22 protein-coding genes and 1 pseudogene are annotated in these 21,085 nt (G+C 33.6%); 2 read left to right on the forward strand and 21 right to left on the reverse strand.

Features of this window, described 5'->3' with window-relative positions; translation table 11 throughout:
* Positions 1 to 32 precede the first annotated feature (32 nt).
* The 8 genes from SCSH_RS08260 to SCSH_RS11420 form a co-directional block, all read right to left on the reverse strand.
* Positions 33 to 914 (reverse strand): substrate-binding domain-containing protein, encoded by an 882-nt coding sequence (locus SCSH_RS08260; protein WP_057491415.1) that lies wholly within the window; start codon positions 912 to 914, stop codon positions 33 to 35.
* A 438-nt stretch (positions 915 to 1,352) separates the two neighbouring features.
* A complete protein-coding gene (locus tag SCSH_RS08265) occupies positions 1,353 to 1,973 on the reverse strand; it encodes an HAD family hydrolase (RefSeq protein ID WP_057491416.1) in 621 nt (206 codons plus the stop codon).
* A gap of 55 nt (positions 1,974 to 2,028) precedes the next feature.
* A complete protein-coding gene (locus SCSH_RS08270; protein ID WP_057491417.1) occupies positions 2,029 to 2,994 on the reverse strand; it encodes an SIS domain-containing protein in 966 nt (321 codons plus the stop codon).
* A 33-nt stretch (positions 2,995 to 3,027) separates the two neighbouring features.
* A complete protein-coding gene (locus tag SCSH_RS08275) occupies positions 3,028 to 3,843 on the reverse strand; it encodes a PTS system mannose/fructose/sorbose family transporter subunit IID (protein ID WP_057491418.1) in 816 nt (271 codons plus the stop codon).
* 11 nt (positions 3,844 to 3,854) lie between these two features.
* Positions 3,855 to 4,634, reverse strand: a complete 780-nt coding sequence (locus tag SCSH_RS08280; protein ID WP_057491419.1) for a PTS mannose/fructose/sorbose/N-acetylgalactosamine transporter subunit IIC — start codon at positions 4,632 to 4,634, stop codon at positions 3,855 to 3,857.
* Between the two features lie 22 nt (positions 4,635 to 4,656).
* A complete protein-coding gene (locus SCSH_RS08285) occupies positions 4,657 to 5,127 on the reverse strand; it encodes a PTS sugar transporter subunit IIB (RefSeq protein ID WP_057491420.1) in 471 nt (156 codons plus the stop codon).
* Positions 5,124 to 5,525: a PTS sugar transporter subunit IIA gene (locus SCSH_RS08290; RefSeq protein ID WP_057491421.1), complete on the reverse strand. Its 402-nt coding sequence runs from the start codon at positions 5,523 to 5,525 to the stop codon at positions 5,124 to 5,126. The genes SCSH_RS08285 and SCSH_RS08290 overlap by 4 nt, the downstream gene beginning before the upstream one ends.
* 65 nt (positions 5,526 to 5,590) lie before the next feature.
* Entirely contained in the window at positions 5,591 to 6,301 is a 711-nt protein-coding gene (locus SCSH_RS11420) for a GntR family transcriptional regulator (protein WP_057491422.1), read from the reverse strand.
* 230 nt (positions 6,302 to 6,531) lie between these two features.
* Here SCSH_RS11420 and SCSH_RS08300 point away from each other — a divergent pair, with 230 nt between their 5' ends.
* On the forward strand, positions 6,532 to 6,807 hold the full coding sequence (locus SCSH_RS08300) for a type II toxin-antitoxin system death-on-curing family toxin (RefSeq protein ID WP_238581383.1): 276 nt from the start codon (positions 6,532 to 6,534) through the stop codon (positions 6,805 to 6,807).
* A gap of 177 nt (positions 6,808 to 6,984) precedes the next feature.
* Here SCSH_RS08300 and SCSH_RS08305 read toward each other — a convergent pair whose 3' ends face one another.
* From SCSH_RS08305 to rpsI, 8 genes and pseudogenes are all read right to left on the reverse strand, one after another.
* Positions 6,985 to 7,665, reverse strand: coding sequence for a fructose-6-phosphate aldolase (locus tag SCSH_RS08305; RefSeq protein WP_057491423.1), 681 nt, complete (start codon positions 7,663 to 7,665; stop codon positions 6,985 to 6,987).
* Between the two features lie 14 nt (positions 7,666 to 7,679).
* A complete protein-coding gene (locus SCSH_RS08310) occupies positions 7,680 to 8,468 on the reverse strand; it encodes a glycyl-radical enzyme activating protein (protein WP_370695916.1) in 789 nt (262 codons plus the stop codon).
* 17 nt (positions 8,469 to 8,485) lie between these two features.
* Positions 8,486 to 10,831, reverse strand: a complete 2,346-nt coding sequence (locus SCSH_RS08315; RefSeq protein ID WP_057491425.1) for a formate C-acetyltransferase — start codon at positions 10,829 to 10,831, stop codon at positions 8,486 to 8,488.
* A gap of 241 nt (positions 10,832 to 11,072) precedes the next feature.
* Positions 11,073 to 12,158, reverse strand: a complete 1,086-nt coding sequence (locus SCSH_RS08320) for a PTS fructose transporter subunit IIC (RefSeq protein WP_057491426.1) — start codon at positions 12,156 to 12,158, stop codon at positions 11,073 to 11,075.
* A gap of 10 nt (positions 12,159 to 12,168) precedes the next feature.
* Positions 12,169 to 12,483, reverse strand: coding sequence for a PTS fructose-like transporter subunit IIB (locus tag SCSH_RS08325; RefSeq protein WP_057491427.1), 315 nt, complete (start codon positions 12,481 to 12,483; stop codon positions 12,169 to 12,171).
* Positions 12,484 to 12,542: 59 nt separating this feature from the next.
* Positions 12,543 to 13,022: a PTS sugar transporter subunit IIA gene (locus SCSH_RS08330; RefSeq protein ID WP_057491428.1), complete on the reverse strand. Its 480-nt coding sequence runs from the start codon at positions 13,020 to 13,022 to the stop codon at positions 12,543 to 12,545.
* A gap of 288 nt (positions 13,023 to 13,310) precedes the next feature.
* The gene (locus SCSH_RS08335) at positions 13,311 to 14,282 is read right to left on the reverse strand and encodes a sugar-binding transcriptional regulator (RefSeq protein ID WP_057491429.1); all 972 of its coding nucleotides are present in this window, start codon (positions 14,280 to 14,282) and stop codon (positions 13,311 to 13,313) included.
* A gap of 560 nt (positions 14,283 to 14,842) precedes the next feature.
* A pseudogene (gene rpsI, locus SCSH_RS11475) lies at positions 14,843 to 14,923 on the reverse strand (30S ribosomal protein S9); the annotation flags it as partial.
* A gap of 145 nt (positions 14,924 to 15,068) precedes the next feature.
* On the opposite strand from rpsI, the gene SCSH_RS08340 reads away from it, so the two are divergent.
* Positions 15,069 to 15,356 carry a hypothetical protein gene (locus tag SCSH_RS08340; RefSeq protein ID WP_057491430.1) on the forward strand — a complete coding sequence of 96 codons (288 nt, stop codon included), beginning with the start codon at positions 15,069 to 15,071 and terminating at the stop codon, positions 15,354 to 15,356.
* Positions 15,357 to 16,329: 973 nt separating this feature from the next.
* On the opposite strand, the gene SCSH_RS08345 is transcribed toward SCSH_RS08340, so the two are convergent.
* From SCSH_RS08345 to SCSH_RS08365, 5 genes are read right to left on the reverse strand one after another with little or no spacing between them, the layout of a single operon-like run.
* Positions 16,330 to 17,022 (reverse strand): SDR family oxidoreductase, encoded by a 693-nt coding sequence (locus SCSH_RS08345; protein ID WP_057491431.1) that lies wholly within the window; start codon positions 17,020 to 17,022, stop codon positions 16,330 to 16,332.
* Between the two features lie 10 nt (positions 17,023 to 17,032).
* Positions 17,033 to 18,259, reverse strand: a complete 1,227-nt coding sequence (locus tag SCSH_RS08350) for an aminotransferase class III-fold pyridoxal phosphate-dependent enzyme (protein WP_057491432.1) — start codon at positions 18,257 to 18,259, stop codon at positions 17,033 to 17,035.
* A 26-nt stretch (positions 18,260 to 18,285) separates the two neighbouring features.
* A complete protein-coding gene (locus tag SCSH_RS08355; RefSeq protein WP_152972544.1) occupies positions 18,286 to 19,419 on the reverse strand; it encodes a hypothetical protein in 1,134 nt (377 codons plus the stop codon).
* A 17-nt stretch (positions 19,420 to 19,436) separates the two neighbouring features.
* The gene (locus SCSH_RS08360) at positions 19,437 to 20,189 is read right to left on the reverse strand and encodes an ABC transporter permease (protein WP_057491434.1); all 753 of its coding nucleotides are present in this window, start codon (positions 20,187 to 20,189) and stop codon (positions 19,437 to 19,439) included.
* The gene (locus SCSH_RS08365; protein ID WP_057491435.1) at positions 20,182 to 21,081 is read right to left on the reverse strand and encodes an ABC transporter ATP-binding protein; all 900 of its coding nucleotides are present in this window, start codon (positions 21,079 to 21,081) and stop codon (positions 20,182 to 20,184) included. The genes SCSH_RS08360 and SCSH_RS08365 overlap by 8 nt, the downstream gene beginning before the upstream one ends.
* Between the last annotated feature and the right edge of the window lie 4 nt (positions 21,082 to 21,085).

A 21,085-nucleotide genomic window follows, 5' to 3' on the forward strand; every position in this document is an offset into this window, starting at 1 on the left:
TTTTTTCTTTAGAATGATTCATTCACAGCTCCTTATTTTGAGAGAACATCATCCCATTTTGTCGTATCGCCCTTAAAGATAGCTTTGACCTGTTTGCTGGTCAGCTCCTTGACGCTGTTGCCTTTGTTGACAATAACCGCAATCCCGTCCAGAGCAATTTTCTGCGATTTCACACCTTTTGAGGTTTCAGATTTTTCAAGTTCTCTTGAAGCCATTCCAATATCACAGGTCTTGTCACTGGTATTAGTAATACCAGTCGATGAGTCGCTTTGCTGAATTTCAATCGTTACCTTAGGATTGACTTTCAAGTAAGCTTCCTTTAGTTTTTCCATCACCGGTGTTACTGAGCTCGAACCTGAGATAACCAATTTCCCGGAATCTACACTAGATTCGTATTTTTCTTTTCCGGCAACTGCAATATAGCCGTTATTTTCAACAACTTTTTGACCATCACTACTCATAATGTAGCTAATAAAATCCTGAGCCAGATCACTGATCTTATCTTGTGTCACGATGTTAAAAGGACGGGAAATTTTATAGCTGCCGTCCTTGACATGCGCAATCGTCGCCTTAGTGCCGTCAATCGATACAACCTTGACCTTGTCGTCTAAAGAGCCCATGGAAACATAACCAATAGCATTTTCATCACCGGCAACTGTTGTCAGCATCACCGCTGTTGAGTTTGTAACAGCAGCTTTGTCAGTTGTCAAATCAACTTTTTCCCCGCTGCTTTTTTCCTCTTCAATTCCAAACAGCTCAACAAAAGCCCCTCGCGTTCCCGAACCATCTTCACGGGAAACAACATTGATCGTTTGTGAAGATGACTTTGAGTTTGCATTGCCGCAGGCACTCAATAAAGCTAAACTAGCCAAACCAGTCAGCGCAAGCGCTGATATGAACTTCAATTTTTTCATGATAGACTCCTAATCTAAAGACAGTATTAATCTTACAGTTCCTATTATATGCACCAAACATCAAATCTTTTCCCTTGGTTGTGTAAAGTTTTTGTAAAATGTTCCGGCGGTTTAGTTTATCCCCCGGCAACATTCCCATATAAAGAAGGAGGCGGCTTTGCTTAAAAAGTTATTTCATTTCTATATTAGCCATTCTCAGCAGACCTGCAAAAATTTAAACAGTATAGCAAAAACACTCCACGGCTGAACCATGAAGTGTTGACAACTGTTGATATCCCTGAATTATTAGCATTTTTAAAAACTGCTCAAATTCTTATATTCAACTGCTTTATTGTTCATTCTTACTTTTTAATATTAACCAATACAGATAAGAAAGAGCTTAATATAATAGCAACCAAAGAACAGATATAAGGCAATCCCTTTGTCTTCAGGTTAATATTATAAATAATTTAGAACTTCTTTGAGATTTGAAATAATTTTATCGGCCTTTTTCTGGTTGATACAATAATCTTGTCTTAAAGCCAATGTATAAAGACAAGCAGATTTAGCAGATTGAATACCGAGTTCAGAATCTTCTACAGCTAAGTATTTCCCTTGACCAAGAGCACTTTGTGCACGTTGATAAATTTCTGGATGAGGTTTACTCTCTCTAAGATCCTCTCCACTGATCACAAAATTGACATATTTTTCTAAATCTGTCTCTACTAGCATCTTTTTAATTTCCCTGTAGGGGGAAGATGACGCAATAGCAAGTTTCTTCTTCCTTTTTGTAATTTCCTGAAAAAGCTTTAAAACTTCTGGTCTCATCGCTTTTTTAAAATCAAGTGAGTGCTCTTCCATATAAACCTTATATCTCCTTTTTAAGTCCTCTTTATTAGAAGTATCATCAGGGATTAGCATTTCCCATATTTTTTCATTAGTTTCTCCAATAAAAGCCTCAATTGTTTTAGTTTTTGGAACAATTGCATTTTCTGAACAAAAATCTAAGCGACGCTTAAAATAAAAACGTTCACTATCAATTAAGACACCATCCATATCAAAAATAACACCGTCAAACATATCCTAATCTCTCCAAATTCAAAAGGCTGAGTTCCCCCAGCCATTAATACACTTATCAGTATTCCAATTTCCACATGTAGCGACGTTTAGTCAAAGGATGCTGTCTTGCAATAGCCAGTTGTTCGGCGTAAACTCTGAAAACCGCTGTAATCACAAATGGATTAAAGTAATCTACAACTGTTTTCTTAACAGCTGACGACAAGCCAAAATCAAGCGCATCCAAAGTTGTGACCTTGGCATCGAAGCGCTGTAGGAAAGTTAGGGCACGAGCGTCAAGCGGACGAGTACTTCCTTCATTCATAAAGAGAATAAAAGGAACATCCTTTTCTACAATTTCAAATGGTCCATGGAAAAATTCACCAGAGTGGAAATTGCCTGAGTTGATCCACTGCATTTCCATCATCAGACAAACCGAGGAAGAGTAAGCAACTTCAGCTGTTGCTCCGCTGCTCATCACATAGATGCCAGGCGCATCTTTATATTGCTCTGCAAAATACTTCGCATCCTTTTCTACTGTTTTTACAGCCTCATCACAAAAATCATAAATGCGATTCAACCCATCAATCATATCAGGATAGTACTCGTAACCTTCTACTTGATTCAAAATTTCCACAGCTAACTCAAGAGCATAACCCATTTTTTCCAATTTAGCAGAGTAGCTCTCTGCAAATCTATGAACAATGGTATAATCGGCATCAACTGTCAGAGGTGAGCCTTCAGCTCTGGTTAGAGTAATAACATGGGCGCCATGTTCTTTTGCAATACTGTTGGACTTAACCGTTTCCGGTGTAGTTCCCCCTAATGAAGCAGAAATAACAATTGTTGAAGAACCAAGATTTGCAGGTGTTGCAAAATTAAATTCATTAGCAGTAAAATGGCTAACTTGCAAGTTTTTGGCATTGTGGTCTAAAAAATATTTTGCCGGATAAAGTTCACCTTTTGAAGCACCACAACCAACAAACATGACAGATGTAATGTCGTTAGAACCAACAATTTCTGAAATAATGTCTTTTGAATTCATATAAATTCCTCCTTTTATTTACAAATTATAAATTTATGCCAATACGCCCAGAGCACTTAAAATAATGCCGCCCACAATCGAAATAACCAGCATCCAAGTAACACTGACCTTCTTTTGCAATAGCCAGTACATCAAGAAGGTCAGAGACAAAGGCAGCATCTGCGGCATGATATCATCCAAAACATCTTGAAGAACGAAGCTCTTGCCGGTAGTAAGCGGTGTCGTAATGCCTATCATACTAGCAATCATTGAGCCAATGACCATTAGACCAACAATTGAACAAACATACATGACCTTATCCATCAATCCTTCAGAATAAAGTCTAGTAAGATATTTTTGACCGACTTGATAACCTAATTTCCCACCATAATAAGTTACTAAATAAGAAGGGACAAAAGATATGAACATTGCAAGAATTGGTCCCAAAATGCTTCCTTGCCGTGCCAGAGTAATTCCCAAACCGAAAGCCAAAATGCGAATCGTACCTTGGAAAAATGAATCACCAACCCCAGATAGAGGTCCCATCAAACTCGTCTTCATCGCGTTAATAACATCTGGGTTAAAATCTGTAGGATTTTTAGCATACTGTTCTTCCATTGACGCCGACAAACCTAAAACAAAAGCACTTGTTTGAGGAGTACAATTATAATAGGCCATGTGACGCTCATAAGCCTCCTTTTTTCGAGGAAGATCTTTGGTATCAGGATAGAGACGATCTAAGGTTGGCGCAATACCGTACAAAAATCCCATATTCATTTGACGTTCATAATTCCAGGAAGCCTGAATTGCCCACGAACGCCAGAAAAATTGTCTAAATCTTTTCTTGTCTTCATTTGTTGTTTTTGCCATTTATCTATCTCCTATAAGTCATCATCCAGAGGATCTGCTTCATTGCCTGCAGAAACCGCAGCTGTAGAAAATTTTACATCAGCCATAAAGAAGGCTACCAAACATGCAAAGAGAGCCACTCCAGTCACCCCTAAACCAGAGTAAGCAGTGATTAGAAAACCTAACAGTAAAAACGGAAGCATTTTTTTCGTCAGCATTGTTTGTAACAGTAAAGCGAAACCAAAGGCCGGAAGAATTTTAGCAGCTACTCCTAAACCCGTTGTTAACCATTTAGGTACCATAGTTACAATATCTCTTACTAAGTCAGTCCCAAAATAAATTGCTAAGAAAATCGGAACAAAATACATCAAAGAATATAAAACTGTTCCCCAAACAATATGCATGTGGAGTGCACCGGTAAAATTAGCTCTTGAAATCATGTCATCAGCGACATGTGTTAAATTAGACAGAATCGTCCTCATTAATACACCTAATAGTTGTCCTAAAACAGAGATTGGAACTGCAATGGTCAAGGCCGTTTCGGTATTTGCATGAGATAGAATAGAAAATGCTGTAGCAATAATAGCTGCCATATTCATATCCGGCGGTGCAGCAGCCCCAATATTAACAAGACCCAAAGCCATTAATTCCAAGGATGCCCCAATCGTTAATCCTTGAGTAACATCTCCTAAAACAATACCTACCAAGGTACTGACAATCAGCGGTCTTTCAAAATTCAAACGTCCCAACAAACGAGAGTCGAGGACACAGAAAACACCAACTAATCCTAGTAAAACAGCTTTTACAAACATTGTTTGCCCTCCTTATATAGTTTTAAAGTTTATCTGACAGACTTTCTTTTTTTGAAGTCGGAACCTGTTGCATAAAGAGATTAATTCCCATATTTTTTAGAACACGTGAATCCTCCACTTCCTCTTTATTAAGATAAATGGCTTGACTGTATTGCGTAGCGTTTTCTTTTTTAGGAAGAACACCATAGTTGATTTCAGAAATTTTTGGATAGCCCTCACAAAATGCACGTGCTGCTACAGTACTGCCTAAAATAATCATGATATTTTCATTTAAAGTTTCTACTTTAGGCATTTTACTTAGTGCAGTTTCAAGAGTAAAAATATTTAGCTTCACTCCTGAAGGTTTTGACAGACTTAAAGACATTTTTTTAAATTCATCTGCAGCAGTTTCATCATCTATGACAATTATCCTCTCAATACCTAATGTTTTACTCCAAGCAAAGACAACTTGACCATGCAAGAGACGATAATCAATTCTAACCAATTTAATCATAGGTCATCATCCTCCAAATTTGAATCTTCTATCAACTGATTTATTGATATGAGACTATTTTTTCCTTCATTAATGGCATCTGTAATGTCTGCCTCTTCGCTAAGTGTTAATAAAGTCAAGATTAAAGGCAAATTCATACCAGTAATTAATTGAACCTTTGGAAAATCTAATAGTAGTTCCGTCATCTCCGTATTAACACTACCTCCCAAAACATCTGTTAAAATAATAATTCTTTCATCAGTTACTCCTCTTATTTTTTCTTTCACTGAATCCTTAATCGATTCAATTCCATTACAATAAGCTGAAAATGCAAAGAGATTAGGTTGGGAACCTGTAATCATTTCCACTGTATGCTTCATTCCTTCCGACAGTTTTCCATGACTTGCTAAGATTATCATTTTCCTCTCCTTTTATAACGTATTATAACGTATTATCTTTAGCCAAAATTAAATTCAATATGTTTTTACATATCGAATTTATAATACTCACCAAGATAATACTGGTGACCAACGTGAATAGGTTTATTGTTCTGATCAGAAATTCTGACATTCAGATAGAAAAATGCTGTTCCAACAGGCAAAGACATTAAGGTCGCCAACTTATCATCTGCTAAAACAATTTCCAGTGTTTTAGCATCAGAGTTTTCAGCTTTTATTCCTCGCTTTTCTAAAATATTATAGAGAGAACCTTCGAGATTTTCTTCCATTAGAAAAGAAAAATCTTTAAGAGAAAAATAATTATTTTCTAAAAAAATAGGAATACCATCAGCAAAACGTTTACGCTGAATATAAAGAACTTCATCGTCTAAATCAATTTGCAGCTTTTCAGCAATTTCAGGTGTCGGCAACATTATTCGTTTTTCTAACACCTCGCTTGATGGCTGTAAACCATTCTTTAAACAGCTTTGTGAAAACGCCATAACATAAGACAGTTTACGGCTAACTCTCTTATGATTAACAAATGTTCCCTTCCCTTGTTTTTTGATAAGGTAACCTTCTGAGACAAGCTCGTTGATTGCCTTCCTGACCGTGACACGACTAACTCCATATAATTCTTCAAGCTCAATCTCTGTCGGAATTTTTTGACCGACAAGATAAGTATTATTTTTTATCTTGTCTTTCAAACTACTTTTAATTTGAATATAAAGTGGCACTTGACTATTTGTAACTGGCATACCCTTCCCTTCTTATAATACGTTATATAACGTATTTTCATCTATAATAATACGCTTTCAAATTAACTTTGTCAAGCCATTTTTAGTTGCTTTGACATAATTTTAGATGAATTCGTTATGATTTAGTTATTGAAAGCTCTAAAATGAGATCAATTAGCTGAATAAGTAAAAGTATCTTATTCCAATGTTAAAAACATTGATTCGCATTTCAATGAGAAAAGTAAAGAATATTGATCCTTCATCCCCCTTATCCAGATATATACAGCAAGGCTGCTATCATCTGGGTCAACCTGATTAAGAAGCGGCCCTTTTACAATGCTAATAAGCGAACAGCACTTCTTGTTTTACATATGTTTCTTTCAATGAATAACTATCAATCAAACCTCTCGTTAAAGGACGGCCTTGAAAAGGCGATTGAGATTGCTACATTTCAAGGAGATTTTGAAAAATTGAAGAACTCTGTTACCAGTTTTTTAAAAGAGGGAAATCGAGTGGTGAAAAAATAATGGTTGTCAACTTGGACTTGGCAGCTTTTTTATGTTATATCTACAACTTGATTAAAAAACACCTTTTCAGGTGTTCCAAGTAAAAACGAACAAATAAGTACAATTCATTTGTTCGTTTTTATAAGCTTATATCATCTAGTTCCAGAAAACTATCCGAAATGCATTGCAACTCTCTTTCTATAAATCAGCAATGGTAGAATTTTCGCCATAAATACTCTCCCAATCAGTAGTAAAATCAGATACTGCCTTTGAAATAGATGGCATGGCAAAAACTTGTGCAATCACATCCACACCTACAGTTGATGCTTGAGCTCCAGCTTCCAAGGCTGCATTCACTTGACCAACATTTTTGAAGCTAGCCGCTAAAATTTTTGATTGGCTTCCAGTACGTTCTATTTCTTTTGCAATCTCGCGGATGGCTTCTTTAGGATTAATGTTCAAATTTTCCATTCTATTATAGTATGGTGCCAAGTAGTCTGCCCCTGCAGCAATTGCTAGATAAGCCTGCATTTTAGTGTAAATAGCCGTTGCTGTGACATTGATACCACGTTCCTTCAGAACTCTGATGACTTTCAAGCCTTCACTACTTACAGGAACTTTAATAAAAACTTTATCGTCAATATTCTTTAAAATGGCTTCGGCATCCGCAAGCATACCATCAAAATCAGTTGCTACCACCTGTACATGCAAGCTCTTATCTTGACCAATCATATTTCGAATAGTTCTCATATGTTGGAAAAAGTCAATGTGTCCCTCTTTTTTTACAATTGAGGGATTGGATGTAATCCCTGAAATCGGAACAATTTCTGAATAGGTCTTAATTTCCTCTAAGTTTGCAGTGTCTAATAAAAATTCCATTTCCTTTCCTCCTTCTATTCCAAACCATCTATGTTCGTTTGGACTTTTTTATCTTCAAATATTTTCTTGATATTATCAATTTCAGCGGCCGATAAAGTTGGAACATCTTTCATCGTATAATTCCAACCTAAATATTCATATTTACTACTGCCATATTGATGAAAGGGCAGTAAGTGAACCTCTTCAATGCCTAATGACTTCACATAGTCTGCAATAGCTTCAAGATTTTGAATGTGAGTCGTGTAACCCGGAATAAGCGGTATCCGAGGAATAACATCAATATGCTCTTGTGCCAGTAAAAATTCTAGATTTTCTTTGACGTAACTGACGTCAATGCCGATAACTTCCCTTGCTCGATTAGGATTCATAATTTTTAAATCAAATAAAACTTGATTTAAATAAGGAGTCAATTTCTTAATATGATCCAATGGAAAGGCTCCTGTTGTCTCAATTGCTGTATGAACACCTAACTGATGAAATTCCTTTAAGAGCTTACTAGCAAAATCTGCCTGCATCAGGACTTCTCCACCAGAAATAGTCACCCCTCCACCAGAAGTTCGAAAGAATATCTCATCTTTCATAACTTCATCAACTAAGTCATCAGCTTTACGCCACTCCCCAATTTTTTCCTTCTTCCCATTTTTTATCCAGAAAGTTGGCTTAACTGCTTTTCTAGATTCTGGATTAGCACACCACGGACAAGCTAATGGGCAGCCTTTTAAAAAAATGATTGTTCTGATTCCACCACCATCATGAACTGAATAGCGTTGAACATTAAAAACTAATCCTTCATCCTTCATCATTTATTCCCAATCTTATTCTAAAGAGTATGCTCAACACGCGCAATAATATCATCTTGAATCTGTTTATTCAAGTCAACAAAGAAGGCACTATAACCTGCAACACGCACCAAAAGTCCAGTATATTTTTCGGGATATTTTTGTGCATCTAAAAGAGTTTCCTTGGATTGAACATTAAATTGAACATGTTGAATTTTCAGTTTTGTATAGGCCATTAAGAAATCTGCAAATTTATTTAAACCTTGAACACCTTTCAAAGTATTGGGTTGAAATTTTACATTGAGCAGACTGCCATTTACCGTTAGGTAATTGTCAAGCTTACTCACAGACTTCAATACCGCGGTAGGTCCCAAGTGATCCCGTCCAACCATCGGTGACAAGCCACCATCTGCCAGCTGTTCATGAGCTTTCCGACCATCTGGCGTTGCTCCAATTGCCTCGCCTAGAGGAATATGGGCCGAAACAGTATAGGCACCGGGAATAAATTTCCCTCCGCGAACATTGGTATATTTTTCAAGTTCTTTCGCATAATGCGTGAAAATTTTAAGAGCAATCTCATCCACTTCATCATCGTCATTTCCATATTTTTCAAAATCTTGAATAAGATGCTTTTGCAGCGATGCATACTCTCCTTCATAGTTCATTTCTAATGCTTTGACTAACTCAGAGAAGGTCATTTCTTTATTTTCAAAGACCATTTTCTTAATGACATACATCGAGTCGCTTAGGTTAGCTTCACCAATTCCTTGAACACCTGAAAAGTTATACCGAGCACCACCTTCAGTGACATCCTTACCGTTTTCAATACAATCTTTAATAAGCACTGATAAGAATGGGGTAGGAGCATAGTGGCGATGGCCTAAATCCACAATATTTGAACCTTTTACAACCAGATCAACATAATAGTCAATTCGTTGTTCAATATCTTCCATCAATTCATCATAAGTCAAATCCTCCTTATCGCGTAATGCATACATGCTCATTTCCATGATACGCAGAAGATTAAAGAGTGCAATATCATGCAATCCATAGGTACGACCAGGAATTGAAATTTCAACACAGCCGACAGTAGCATAGTCACGAGCATCTTCCAATGAAACGCCTTTACTAAGGAAGGCCGGAACACAAACTTCATCATTGAAAAGTTGTGGAATACCTGTACCTAGACGAATCGTTTCACACGTTTTTAGCAAAAATTTCCGTGGAATGACTTCATTCATCCGAACAGATAAGTTAGGCTGTGGCAGCAAGATTTCATGATAAATATCAAGCATCACATAAGATAGCGGATTAACCGCTGTACGTCCGTAGTTATCTAATCCACCTAAAGCTACAGTATATCCCGTCGGAAAACCTGCAAAACACTTGGCACTGCTTTGACTTCTTAATAGAACAACATCATTTGTCTTGATATAAAAATCTCCGAGTACTTCATACATTAATTCTTCTGATTCACCCTGGTCAAGTGAGTATTGATAGAATGGATAGAGATACTGGTCCATACGTCCTAGCGAAAGAGAGGAGGCATTCGATTCATACTGGCCAACAATACTTGTCATCCAAAGCATTTGCAAAGCTTCATAAAACGTATCAGGTTTCTCAGTACTTAATTTCTCGCAAATTTCTGCCATGTTTACCAGTTCATTTGAGCGTTGAGGCTCTGCTACTTCTGCCATCTGACGAGCTAGCCTTGCATAGCGAATGAAATGGCGCTTCATTGCTTCAAAAATAATTTGTCCTGCTTGAAAGAAATCATTATCTGGATTTTCTGCTATTTTTTCCCCTAAATAATCAATGTAATATTGGATACCATGATTAAGTATGGAGGGAAAATCCATGATAATATGTCCTTGACCTTTATCAGTCTGGTTTAATTTAAAAGCTTCATCTTTTATAGCCGTTTTAACATCATCTGTTAACTCACTATTGATGAAATCTTTCATCGAACGCTCTTTCCAATATGGATATAGCTGCTCAATGTAGACTTTTTTATCTTCTTCCGTAAATACAAACTGATCTTGTGGACGTGTTGCAATTGTATCAATTTCTTTCATAATCCAATAGGGATCCATTTCTGGCGAAAGGATACCTGAACGCGGACGTACTGTTCGGTTACCAACTAAGAGCTCTCCCTCACGAATACTGATTTCCACATGATCCATGATATGTGCCGTAGCTTTTGCACGGCGAATAATGGTAGGCTCGCCTTCAGTTGCTTTATAGCTTTCCGTATATAACAGCGCACGTTCTAATGAAATTTGACGTTTCTCTTTAAAAAGATTGTCTTTCATCAATTGAATGCGCGGATTTCCATTTAAGACTACATTTGCAATATTTTGTGTCTTATCAATTGCTCCAGCTGCCATTTAGTCTGTCCTTCCTACTTCTATGTTCATTAAATTACATCTATATTTTACAATTAAATACAGTCTCAAAATATATAGTTTTTAATAACATTTTAGCTAATCTTTCAAAACCTTATCTGGTAAGCTTTCATTTTTTTCATTTCATATTTTCATTTTGACGAGCACACTTGTGCTCTTTCATGAAAAGGATGAACTTTTTTACAATTTTTAAGGATACGTCAAAAACGTATCCTTAAAAACTTTATAGTATTTCCAGTTCTAAATCGAAATCATCCATCTCCATTTTGATTTCATCATTCTGAACAGGTTTCTTCGCTATTATAACAATCGCTGCGGTAATAATGGCTCCAACTATACTTGCCATCAGATAAATTAGAGGATTTTGCACAACTGGAGCGACAATCCAGCCTCCCCAAGGGGCTGGATTCCCAGCGCCAAGTGTAATGGCAATGGCAGCGCCTATACTACTTCCAATAATATTTGCTGGAATACAGCGAGTAGGATCAGAAGCAGCAAAGGGAATTGCGCCTTCTGTAATACCCATGAATCCCATGACAATAGCTGCTTTTCCTAATGTTTTTTCTTCTTCTGTAAATTTTTGAGGTGCAATTAAAGTCGCTAACCCCATGCCAAGTGGAGGAATACAAATCGCTACACCAATTGCAGCCATAATAGTAAGGGCAGTAGTACTTGGAAGTCCAGTCTGAGAATTTATTGTACCTACCAAAGCAGAACCAAAACCAAAAGCTACTTTATTGATTGGACCGCCCATATCAGAAGCAATCATAGCACCTAGAATTAATCCAAGAATCAAGAGATTGCTAGAACCAAGCCCCTCAAGCCAGCCTGTCATCGTACTCATAGCAAGTGCAATCGGTCGGCCAATAAGCCAATACATAATACCACCAACAATTAATGTCCCTAATAGAGGGATAACAAAAATTGGCATCAATGATTTAAAGGCAATAGGTAGTTCAATCTTTTTTAAATAATAAACAACAATACCAGCTAAGAGTCCTGAAAAAATCCCCCCAATGAAGCCTGCTCCAATATTAGAAGCAATCATACCGCCAATAATTCCTGGAGCCAAGCCGACTCGGTCTACCATGGAAAAAGCAATGTAACCTGATAATATTGGTACCATAAGTCCCAGTCCTGTAATACCTATATTAGCAATATCTGCTAACATACCTTTACTAGGTACTGCAGCATGCCCAGATAACAACACACTTATTGCTAATAGAACACCACCAGCAACTACAAAGGGAATCATATATGAAACCCCAGTCATTAAATTTTTTCGTGTATTTTTAAGTAAATCAATCATGACTTTATACCTATTTTCCTAATTTTTCTTGTAATTTTTTAACAATAAGATCTGATTTTTTAATACAATCACCAGGACTTACACGTACAACAGGTTTTCCTTTAAATCTGTCTTCATTTTTAATGCTCACTGCGTTCGTTAAAATAACAGCATCAGCTAACTTTATTTGCTCAGCTGTCAATTCATTTTCAGTTCCAATCGACCCTTGGGTTTCCACATACATTTCTACATTTAATTTATCTGCTGCAACTTGTAAACTTTCAGCAGCTAGATAAGTATGTGCCACACCAGATGGACACGAAGTGACTGCGACTAATCTTAGCATATTTTTTCTTCCCTTCTTTAAATATTTTTAGGTTCCTTTTATTATTAACCTTTTCTTACTCACTCTGATTCCCAGACAATATCGATATGCTTCAAGCTATCATTAATTAAATCTGCAATAGACTTTTCATCCGCTAAACTCTCTAATTTTTGTCTAAATTCTTCATGGATAAGTTGACGAGATAAAGCTGCAATGATCTTTAGGTGTTCATTGCCCGCACATTTTTCCGGTATAGCCAAAAGAAAAATCATCTTGACAGGTTCGCCATCTAGACTTTGCCAATCTAAATCATTCACTAATTTAGCAAAACCAACAGCACAGGTATTAACTGCTGAACTCTTTCCATGTGGAATAGCAATATTAAAACCAATACCTGTTGATACAATTTCTTCCCTGTCTAAAACACTTTGATAATAGGTTTCAAAATCTGAAATGACCCCTGTATTATAAATTTGCTTAGCTAAATTCTTAATAACTGTATTTTTATCATCACCTTCAAGTGATAAATTGATAATATCTTCTGATGTAATTTTAAGCATAATTTCCTCCACTACTAATTTGACAAACAGTCTTAAGTCATCGGAAAATATAAGCGCTTCATTTGTATAATCATTATATGTTACATCAAAAATATTGACTAGATATTTTTTTATCAATATTTCTACTCTATTCTAAAAGCCTGATATTATAAGGTTTATTTGTTACACATTATGCCTTGATAATCTAAATTGCACACATGTCTATGTTTATAATAATTTTTTAATCTTAATATCAAAAACAGGTATCAGTAAAACCAATACCTGTTTATCTAATAAAATATTTCATTCTCATTGAGATAAATCAAAACTCACTTTATCCAACTTCAATACAGCTAAAAGAGTAGCTTGATCAGAAATAAGCGTATTAATATAGCCCTTTTTAATCAAAGCACGGATAGCTCTAACCTTTGCTTTCCCTTGAGCAATGGCAACTGTTTGCTTGATATTGCGTAAATCTTCTAAAGGCAATCCAATTGTCCTTTGATATAGAAGTCCCTTTAATATTTTGCCATCTTTATCAATAAAGCGACAGCAACAATCTCCCACCGCATCCCTTAACTTTAAATCTTCATAATCTTCTTCAGTGACCAAATCACGCCACTGAGTTTTTTTGTAACTGAGATTTCCACCGACACCCACAATCACCATATCTAACTTTTTCCACAATTCCCTTAATTCTGCAAAATAACGAGAATAAAAAATACCATCAGCTAGTTCCTTGGTCTCTTGCACAACCGCCGCATTTACAAAAACACTCCGGCCATGAAATTTTTTAGCTAATTCATAGACAAGTGTATTAATGTGATACTGCGAGTTAATTCGACTTGGACCTCCAACAACAGGAACAAAAACAGTGTCATTGGTGTATTTAGGTTCTAAACTCTCTACCGCCCTACCTATACTTGAACCCCACGCTAAACCAATTGTTTGTCCATCATGAATATTCTTTCGTAAAAATTGAGCCGCTAAGTTTGCCACTCTGGTTTCACAATCATCATCACTGCCTCCCATTACTGTTGGCGCAATTTCGACCTGTTTTAAGCCATATTGTTTTTTAAATACCTGTTCCAACTTAAGCAAGGCTGGATCAAAATTTTCAATCTCAATTTGAACAATCCCCATTTCCCTAGCCTGAGTTAACATTCTACTCACTGTTGTACGATACAACCCTGTCTCTTTAGCAATTTGTGCTTGGCTCAAACCTTCAATGTAATATAGATATGCTATTTTTGATATTTCTTTTTTCTTGGCGTCTTTCATTTTATATTCTCCCTAGCTATTGCAGTGTAAGCTATTATGAAATCCTAATTTACTTGTTTTTTCTGCTCTCTCCATCAACCTTTCTATCACTTACCACCATTTTTATCCTCAATATAGCCAATTATCAAATTTATATTCTGAAAAATATTTCAAGTATTTACCAAATGAAACACCATTATCATAGGTTTTTGCTAGCAGGATTATTTTATCATATTTATCATTTTATTAAAATCTTATCCTAAAATAAAAGAAGTCCTGAAAATAAATAAGAAAAGAACCTGAGACAATAAAGCAATGTTATTAAGTTAAGGATATTGGTCAATTGTGCCACTAATCCTTTCCAAAAGAAAACACTCCATGAAAATCCATAAAGTGTTTGTAATTGCTGTATTGTAGCTGCTTCTTAACGTTTTGAGGCACGGAGACTTTGTCTCCTTTGCAGCCGTATCTGTAAGCGACTAAAGTCGCAACAGCTACGTCAACTGTTCCGTCAATTTAGATAAAAAACACTTCCCTAAATAGAGAAGTGTCAGAGTTGTAAAATAATCTGAACAAACAGATTAACGTTTACTAAATTGACTAGCTTTACGAGCTTTCTTAAGCCCTGGTTTTAAACCATTGGATTTCAATATATTTGAATAGGTAGAACTACAGGCATTTAAGCCTTTTTCTTTTGCTCAAAATTTCAAAAAGTTAGAATTTCTTTGAAGAAAACAGGGAATTCTTTAAGTACAAAATATATGTCTTATTTTTAATAGGAAGAAAACTCAACAAAGGGGGTTAAATATGAACACAAAAGATGAACAATTTCAGAATTTGAAAGAGGCTATTTATCAATTAGGAAACCTCATTATTGCGAATGTTTTTAACAGAGAAAATAATGACTTAGTTAGGCAATTTGAAAGGGAGCTTTGTCATCTTTGTTACTCATACAATCTACAGATTAGCTTAATACAAATTCAGCAATTATCAAGTTTTAGCCAACTCTTAGATCAGTCCAAGCAATTTGCTAATTATGTCAGTGAACTAATTGAACAGTTTTATTATGATTGGCTAGCTTCTTACTTTGACTAAACAAGGATTTTATCTTTTTACATTATATTACATATGAACTTCTAAACTATTCTCAATAACTGACTCTTTCCAGTATGAGAACTTCTCCCAAATATAAAGTATAACATTTTCCCATGACCGACCTTATGCCTATTAGATTATCTATTGTAAATTGGTTGGTGTCCTCAAAAGACTTAAACAACCAATGGATTAAACCAAGATCATTAAAGGTCTTGGTTTAAATTCCTTCTTCAATTTGCTCTACTGCTTTATATCCAACGGGAATTCGATTGCCATTAGAATTTATTTCTGAAAATCTATTCACAGCTCGATCTATCGCAAGGGATAAATTTTTCAGACAAAATTCTTTACATGTAAAAAACCTTCCTTTTATCTTTCTAGGAAATGTATGTTTTCTAGAAAGTGTTTTACTCAATGTGTTACTGTAAGGAAAAAATCGACTATTTTATTGTTTCTAGATCAATTATGCCTTGTTTGCTGAATAACATCTATCGAGTGCATTATACGTCTATAAGCTTCTCAAAATGCTTAGTATAACCTATTCTATAGAGAACTATTTATGTTTCTCACTCAATATTCTATATACTTCTACAATTATTGAGTAATTATGCTAATACACAATATTTAACATATGATTTTATGCCTTTAAATTTCTCTTTATTTAATTAAATAAGAACTACAGATTTTTATACCCTTTTCTTTTATTAAAAATTTCAAAATAATGGACTTTCTTTATTAAAAACAGATGAATTCTCCTTATTGGTTGCTGTCTAAAAATATAGTTTTGATATCGGATTTAGTATATCTTCATGACTCCCATCATGTATATTTTTGACAAACAATCACTTCCCTAACGTACCATGGAAAGTTATTGATAACTTAGTATTATCATAACAATTTAATATTTAGTTTTAAATATATAAACCATCCAACTCTAAGGCTATTTCTCTCCATGAAGTTATTAAAAATAACTTCAATATAAAAAACCATTATCTATTAATATATTTTGTCCTCTTAGTGAAATTGCATTATCTGATAACAAAAATGCAATAACATTTACCACATCATTTACCGGAACTAGATCTTTCCTAGGTAACAAATCAGAATATTTTTTCCCAGGGTATGATTCATAATACGATAATGGATCTGATTCTTTTATTACTCCAGGCGATACAATATTTACTCTAATATTTTTTTCTGAATAAAGAGCAAAATCTCTATCTAAATTTTTAGAAAACTGAGCTAACGCTGCTTTACTAGTCCCATACGCAATTCTATTAGCACTAGGTAAAATTGAGTACTGAGAAGATACTGCAACTATGGAAGTATTTTCTACAAAGAAAGGATACAATTTTTTTAGAAGGATAAAAAATGATCCGTAATTTACTGTAAAAGACGTCTCCCACTCAGATATGCTACATGTAAAGAAATTTTCTTTACTTTTATCGGATACAAGATAAACAAGCCCTCTTAATGAAATTTTTTTCTTTTCGAGATAGGTTATTAGTTGATCAATATTATCATTATTTGTAATATCAAATTTTAAAAACTTCGAAAAAGTATCTTTATAATTTTTATCTAAAGCTAAAAATTCAAAGTCAGTAACTTTTAATAGTTCTTTACCTATTAAACCATTAGCACCTATTATTAATATCTTATTATTCACAGACTTTCCCTTAATAAATATTCAGCAAATATGTTACAATTGTTAGCGCTTTTTCTAATTGAGCAATTTCGATAGTCAGTGGACAAATTAATGAAAATCCACAGAATTCCTTTCCTTCTTCATTATATGAGAAGGTAGAAACCTGAATACCTAAGTTTTTCAACTTTTGAAAAATTAAATTTAATCTGAATTTATCATTTAAATGAACAGAATGCATCACTCCTATGCCTGAATAATTTTTGTATTGTCTAAAATATTTTTGAAAACATTCTTCTATTCGCTTAACTTGAAAATCTATACTTTTTTCATTCTGTTTAAAAAAGTCCAAAGCTACATCAGCACTTAGTACTGAGGCTAAATTCCCATCTTGGGTAGAAAAATGATCAATAAACTCACCTCGTAACTTGTTCTCTAATTCTTCTGAAACAATGCAAAGTGCCAAAGGTAATATTCCATTATTCAATCCTTTACTTAAAAGTAAAATTTCAGGCGTATAGCTAAAGTTCAAATATGCAAATCTTTTTCCTGTCTTGTAAAAACCTGAACTTATTTCATCAAAGACAATAATAATACCCAATTTTTTGCAAATTTTTAAGATAGAATTGAGTTCATCTTGTTTCCAATAATATGTTCCTGATGAATTGTTAACTGGATCAATAATAATAGCCCCTATTTCTTCACTATGGCTTGTTAAATACATAATAAATTCTTGTACTTCAATATCATCATTCGGTTTTTTACATATAACAATGTCAGGCTTGTTTGAAAAATTATAAAACTCAGCCAATCCTTCATCAATACCTGAAATAGACATTGCACCAAATGTTGTTCCATGAAATCCTTTATTAAACGATAGTATTTTTTTATTTCTACCTTTAACTTTTTTTATCAATTTAATTGCTAATTCTACCGCTTCTGATCCACTAATATTATAAAATAAATTTGTAGCTTGATAATTTGGTGTTGACACAAAGTCTAAAATTTTTTTTGAATAGCTATCTAATAATGGATGCTCAAAGTTTCTTATATCTATAAAAGTTGTGCCACTCTTTAATAGTCTTTGCAACCTAGAAAGAAACTCCTCATTAAGCAACGTATTACCTAAAATTCTATTCCAAACACCACTTGTTAAATCTAAATATCTAAAAGAAGTATTTTCCTCAATTAAAAAGTTATCTCTAACTCGTTTAACACGCGGAAGTCTATCATCACTATAGTTTTCATTTTTATAATACATACTATATCTCCCTGTAGTAAATTCTATCAAAAAAGATTTTTTAAGAATTTACTAAATTGATTGACTTTTGCCTCATCAATATAAATACTATAATCGTTTTTTATATAAATCTCCATTAGATATAATATATCTTTGTTTACTTTTACCATCATATTTTTATTTATATTATAAATAAAACAATCGTCATCTATTATAATGCCTATATAATCATGTATAGTATTTTCATCATACACTTTCTTAGAAGAAAAAATATTATATGGAGTAACAAAATAAGCTGAAGTACCTAAATGGTAAGATAAATTGAAATAATCTAAATAATATTTATCAATAATTCGATCACTAAATTCTTCTAGAAATGAAAATTGGTTTATTATTGTTGAAAATTCCTCCTGAATATTTTTAGACAGTCTGATTTTTTCTTTTAAATCTAAAAATATACCATTTTTTGTAACATGTATTCTTTGTAGATTTTTTTGATGGCATATCACACTAAAATCTAAAATTGATGTACAAGATTTAAACTCAATCAAACCAGTATTTTTAAACGTATCGAGTAACTCCGGAATTGACATAGAATCTAAAACTCTCACTTCTTTAGGAAATGGATTCCAAGAATCACTTAGTAAGTATTTGTACTCTTGCTTATCCATGTTAACCACAATACTATTCAATGTTGAATTCTTTATTATTGACTCGCTAAGTTTATTAAACAAATTTTGATCATTCATTGAGATAGCATAAATAGTGTAATTTGAAGATTGTATACCAAAGTATCCAGAATAATACCCATTTATTTTTTTATTTATCAACGAAGTAGGTGTAAAATCATTATTTACTTTCCTAATATTCTTTATTATATCATCTAAAAAAAATTCATCTGTCTTAAATAAATTATTATCATTTAACTCAATGTTATAAAAAATGATATTGTCGGTGAAAGAATTCAAGTGCTCTACTATTTTTTCTATCCTATGATTTCCTCTTGAAATAAAGTAATATTCCGAAACTTCCTTAAAACTTAAGTATTGTAAAAAAAACTCGATTGAATAATTATCAAAATCAAATTTATCTAAAAACACTTCAGAATTATCCGGAATTTTGACTCTTTTATCTATCCATAGTTCATCTGTTCCCGGCACCAAAACCGCAATACCTTTCACGTTATCCATCCTTTCATTTAAATCTCTCTTCTTTTTGCAATAACATTTGATAGCGTTAAGAAAATTATACTCATAAGAAATAGTAAGACACTTTCTTTAGGAAAGTCAAAAATAGTTTTATCTTCCAACCAAATCCCTCGCATCAAAATCAGACCGTAGTAAATTGGATTTAAATATTTAGTAATAAATTGCAGCATGTCGGGCATAATTTCTGGAGGAAATGTCAATCCACCTAAAAACATTTGAAAATTAAATATTAATAAAGCAATTGAAGTATAAGAAGAGGTCTTTCCTGAAGTTGTTGATATTAAAAGTGAAATACTTAATTGAAATAAATTTACTAATAGAAAAGCAACTACTATATTAAAAATATTATCGAATGGGATATTTATATTTGAAATATATTGGCTAAAAAGTAATAACACAAGGGTAACGAGAACTTCAAAGATCAGTACAGCCGAAAATATTGCTAAAATAATAGTATATCTCCCTAATCCCAGTGTCTTATACTGAGTAAGCGCACCACTCTCAACATATGAAATATAATAATCACCAAAAATATTTAACACAGCATTACATACGATAATTATTAGGAATGCTGGCAACAAATACTCAGTAATTGAAATGTTATTTTGTAAATTTGAGTCTTTCATTAATTCATAAAAGATATAAAAACTTAATATAGGCATCAATAATCCTAATAATGATAACTTAAAATTTTTCAACAACATCTTAAACTGAAAAATTGTAAATACAAAATACTTATGCATTGTCATCTCCTCCTTCAGTTAAACGATAACCAAATTTCGTTACAAAGGCTGTCTCTAAATTGGCGCTGTTAATTGAAATATTTGTTCCTCCATTACGATACAGATATTCGATAAGCTTTGACTCCTCTTGTTCATCAACAAAAACTTGATTGTATTTTCCATTTTGTTCAATAGTAATTTGAGGAAAATCTGCCTTTATATTTTTATTTAATGAGAATGTTGAACTAAATTTTATAAGTTTTTTCGTACCTACTGAAGATTTTATAAAACTGACGATATCCCCTTCATAGGCTATCTTTTTATTATCTAAAATAATTATTCTATCTGCTAAATATTCTACTTCGTCTAAAAAATGACTCGTCAGTAGTATCGTCAGCGAATACTTCTTTTTAATTTTTTTAATATGATCCCAAATTTTTCTCCTTCCAATTGGATCTACACCTGTTGTAATTTCGTCAAAAATAATAACTTTAGGAGAATTAACCAATGTTAATAATATTGATAGTTTTTGCATTTCCCCTCCAGATAAATTTTTGATTTTAGAGTTTGAGAGTTTTATCAAATCAAAATCTTTAAGTAGCTCATTTATATTACTATTAGATTTCAACAATGACTTATATAAATTGCATATCTCCAATACAGTTACTTCATTTTCGTAAAAGCTTCGTTGCATCTGAACATTGATGAAATCATATATATTATTTGAAGGGAAAGAATAAGATATATGACCTTCATATGGTATCAAGTTTAAAATGCATTTAATTAGTGTCGTTTTTCCTGCACCATTACTTCCAACTAATGCGGTTACTTCTCCTTCTCTAATTGACAAATTTAAATTCTCAAAAACTGCTTTGTCATTATATTTTTTTGAAACATTATTAATTGTTATCATAATA

It is taken from the genome of Streptococcus orisasini (assembly GCF_001431045.1).
GTDB classification, from domain to species: domain Bacteria; phylum Bacillota; class Bacilli; order Lactobacillales; family Streptococcaceae; genus Streptococcus; species Streptococcus orisasini.

What these genes read in the sequence shown, in the direction of transcription:
- SCSH_RS08260 (WP_057491415.1), bottom strand. Translation starts at nt 914, where the DNA reads ATGAAAAAATTGAAGTTCATATCAGCGCTTGCGCTGACTGGTTTGGCT.
- SCSH_RS08265 (WP_057491416.1), bottom strand. Translation starts at nt 1,973, where the DNA reads ATGTTTGACGGTGTTATTTTTGATATGGATGGTGTCTTAATTGATAGT.
- SCSH_RS08270 (WP_057491417.1), bottom strand. Translation starts at nt 2,994, where the DNA reads ATGAATTCAAAAGACATTATTTCAGAAATTGTTGGTTCTAACGACATT.
- SCSH_RS08275 (WP_057491418.1), bottom strand. Translation starts at nt 3,843, where the DNA reads ATGGCAAAAACAACAAATGAAGACAAGAAAAGATTTAGACAATTTTTC.
- SCSH_RS08280 (WP_057491419.1), bottom strand. Translation starts at nt 4,634, where the DNA reads ATGTTTGTAAAAGCTGTTTTACTAGGATTAGTTGGTGTTTTCTGTGTC.
- SCSH_RS08285 (WP_057491420.1), bottom strand. Translation starts at nt 5,127, where the DNA reads ATGATTAAATTGGTTAGAATTGATTATCGTCTCTTGCATGGTCAAGTT.
- SCSH_RS08290 (WP_057491421.1), bottom strand. Translation starts at nt 5,525, where the DNA reads ATGATAATCTTAGCAAGTCATGGAAAACTGTCGGAAGGAATGAAGCAT.
- SCSH_RS11420 (WP_057491422.1), bottom strand. Translation starts at nt 6,301, where the DNA reads ATGCCAGTTACAAATAGTCAAGTGCCACTTTATATTCAAATTAAAAGT.
- SCSH_RS08305 (WP_057491423.1), bottom strand. Translation starts at nt 7,665, where the DNA reads ATGGAATTTTTATTAGACACTGCAAACTTAGAGGAAATTAAGACCTAT.
- SCSH_RS08310 (WP_370695916.1), bottom strand. Translation starts at nt 8,468, where the DNA reads ATGATGAAGGATGAAGGATTAGTTTTTAATGTTCAACGCTATTCAGTT.
- SCSH_RS08315 (WP_057491425.1), bottom strand. Translation starts at nt 10,831, where the DNA reads ATGGCAGCTGGAGCAATTGATAAGACACAAAATATTGCAAATGTAGTC.
- SCSH_RS08320 (WP_057491426.1), bottom strand. Translation starts at nt 12,158, where the DNA reads ATGATTGATTTACTTAAAAATACACGAAAAAATTTAATGACTGGGGTT.
- SCSH_RS08325 (WP_057491427.1), bottom strand. Translation starts at nt 12,483, where the DNA reads ATGCTAAGATTAGTCGCAGTCACTTCGTGTCCATCTGGTGTGGCACAT.
- SCSH_RS08330 (WP_057491428.1), bottom strand. Translation starts at nt 13,022, where the DNA reads ATGCTTAAAATTACATCAGAAGATATTATCAATTTATCACTTGAAGGT.
- SCSH_RS08335 (WP_057491429.1), bottom strand. Translation starts at nt 14,282, where the DNA reads ATGAAAGACGCCAAGAAAAAAGAAATATCAAAAATAGCATATCTATAT.
- SCSH_RS08340 (WP_057491430.1), top strand. Translation starts at nt 15,069, where the DNA reads ATGAACACAAAAGATGAACAATTTCAGAATTTGAAAGAGGCTATTTAT.
- SCSH_RS08350 (WP_057491432.1), bottom strand. Translation starts at nt 18,259, where the DNA reads ATGTATTATAAAAATGAAAACTATAGTGATGATAGACTTCCGCGTGTT.
- SCSH_RS08360 (WP_057491434.1), bottom strand. Translation starts at nt 20,189, where the DNA reads ATGCATAAGTATTTTGTATTTACAATTTTTCAGTTTAAGATGTTGTTG.
- SCSH_RS08365 (WP_057491435.1), bottom strand. Translation starts at nt 21,081, where the DNA reads ATGATAACAATTAATAATGTTTCAAAAAAATATAATGACAAAGCAGTT.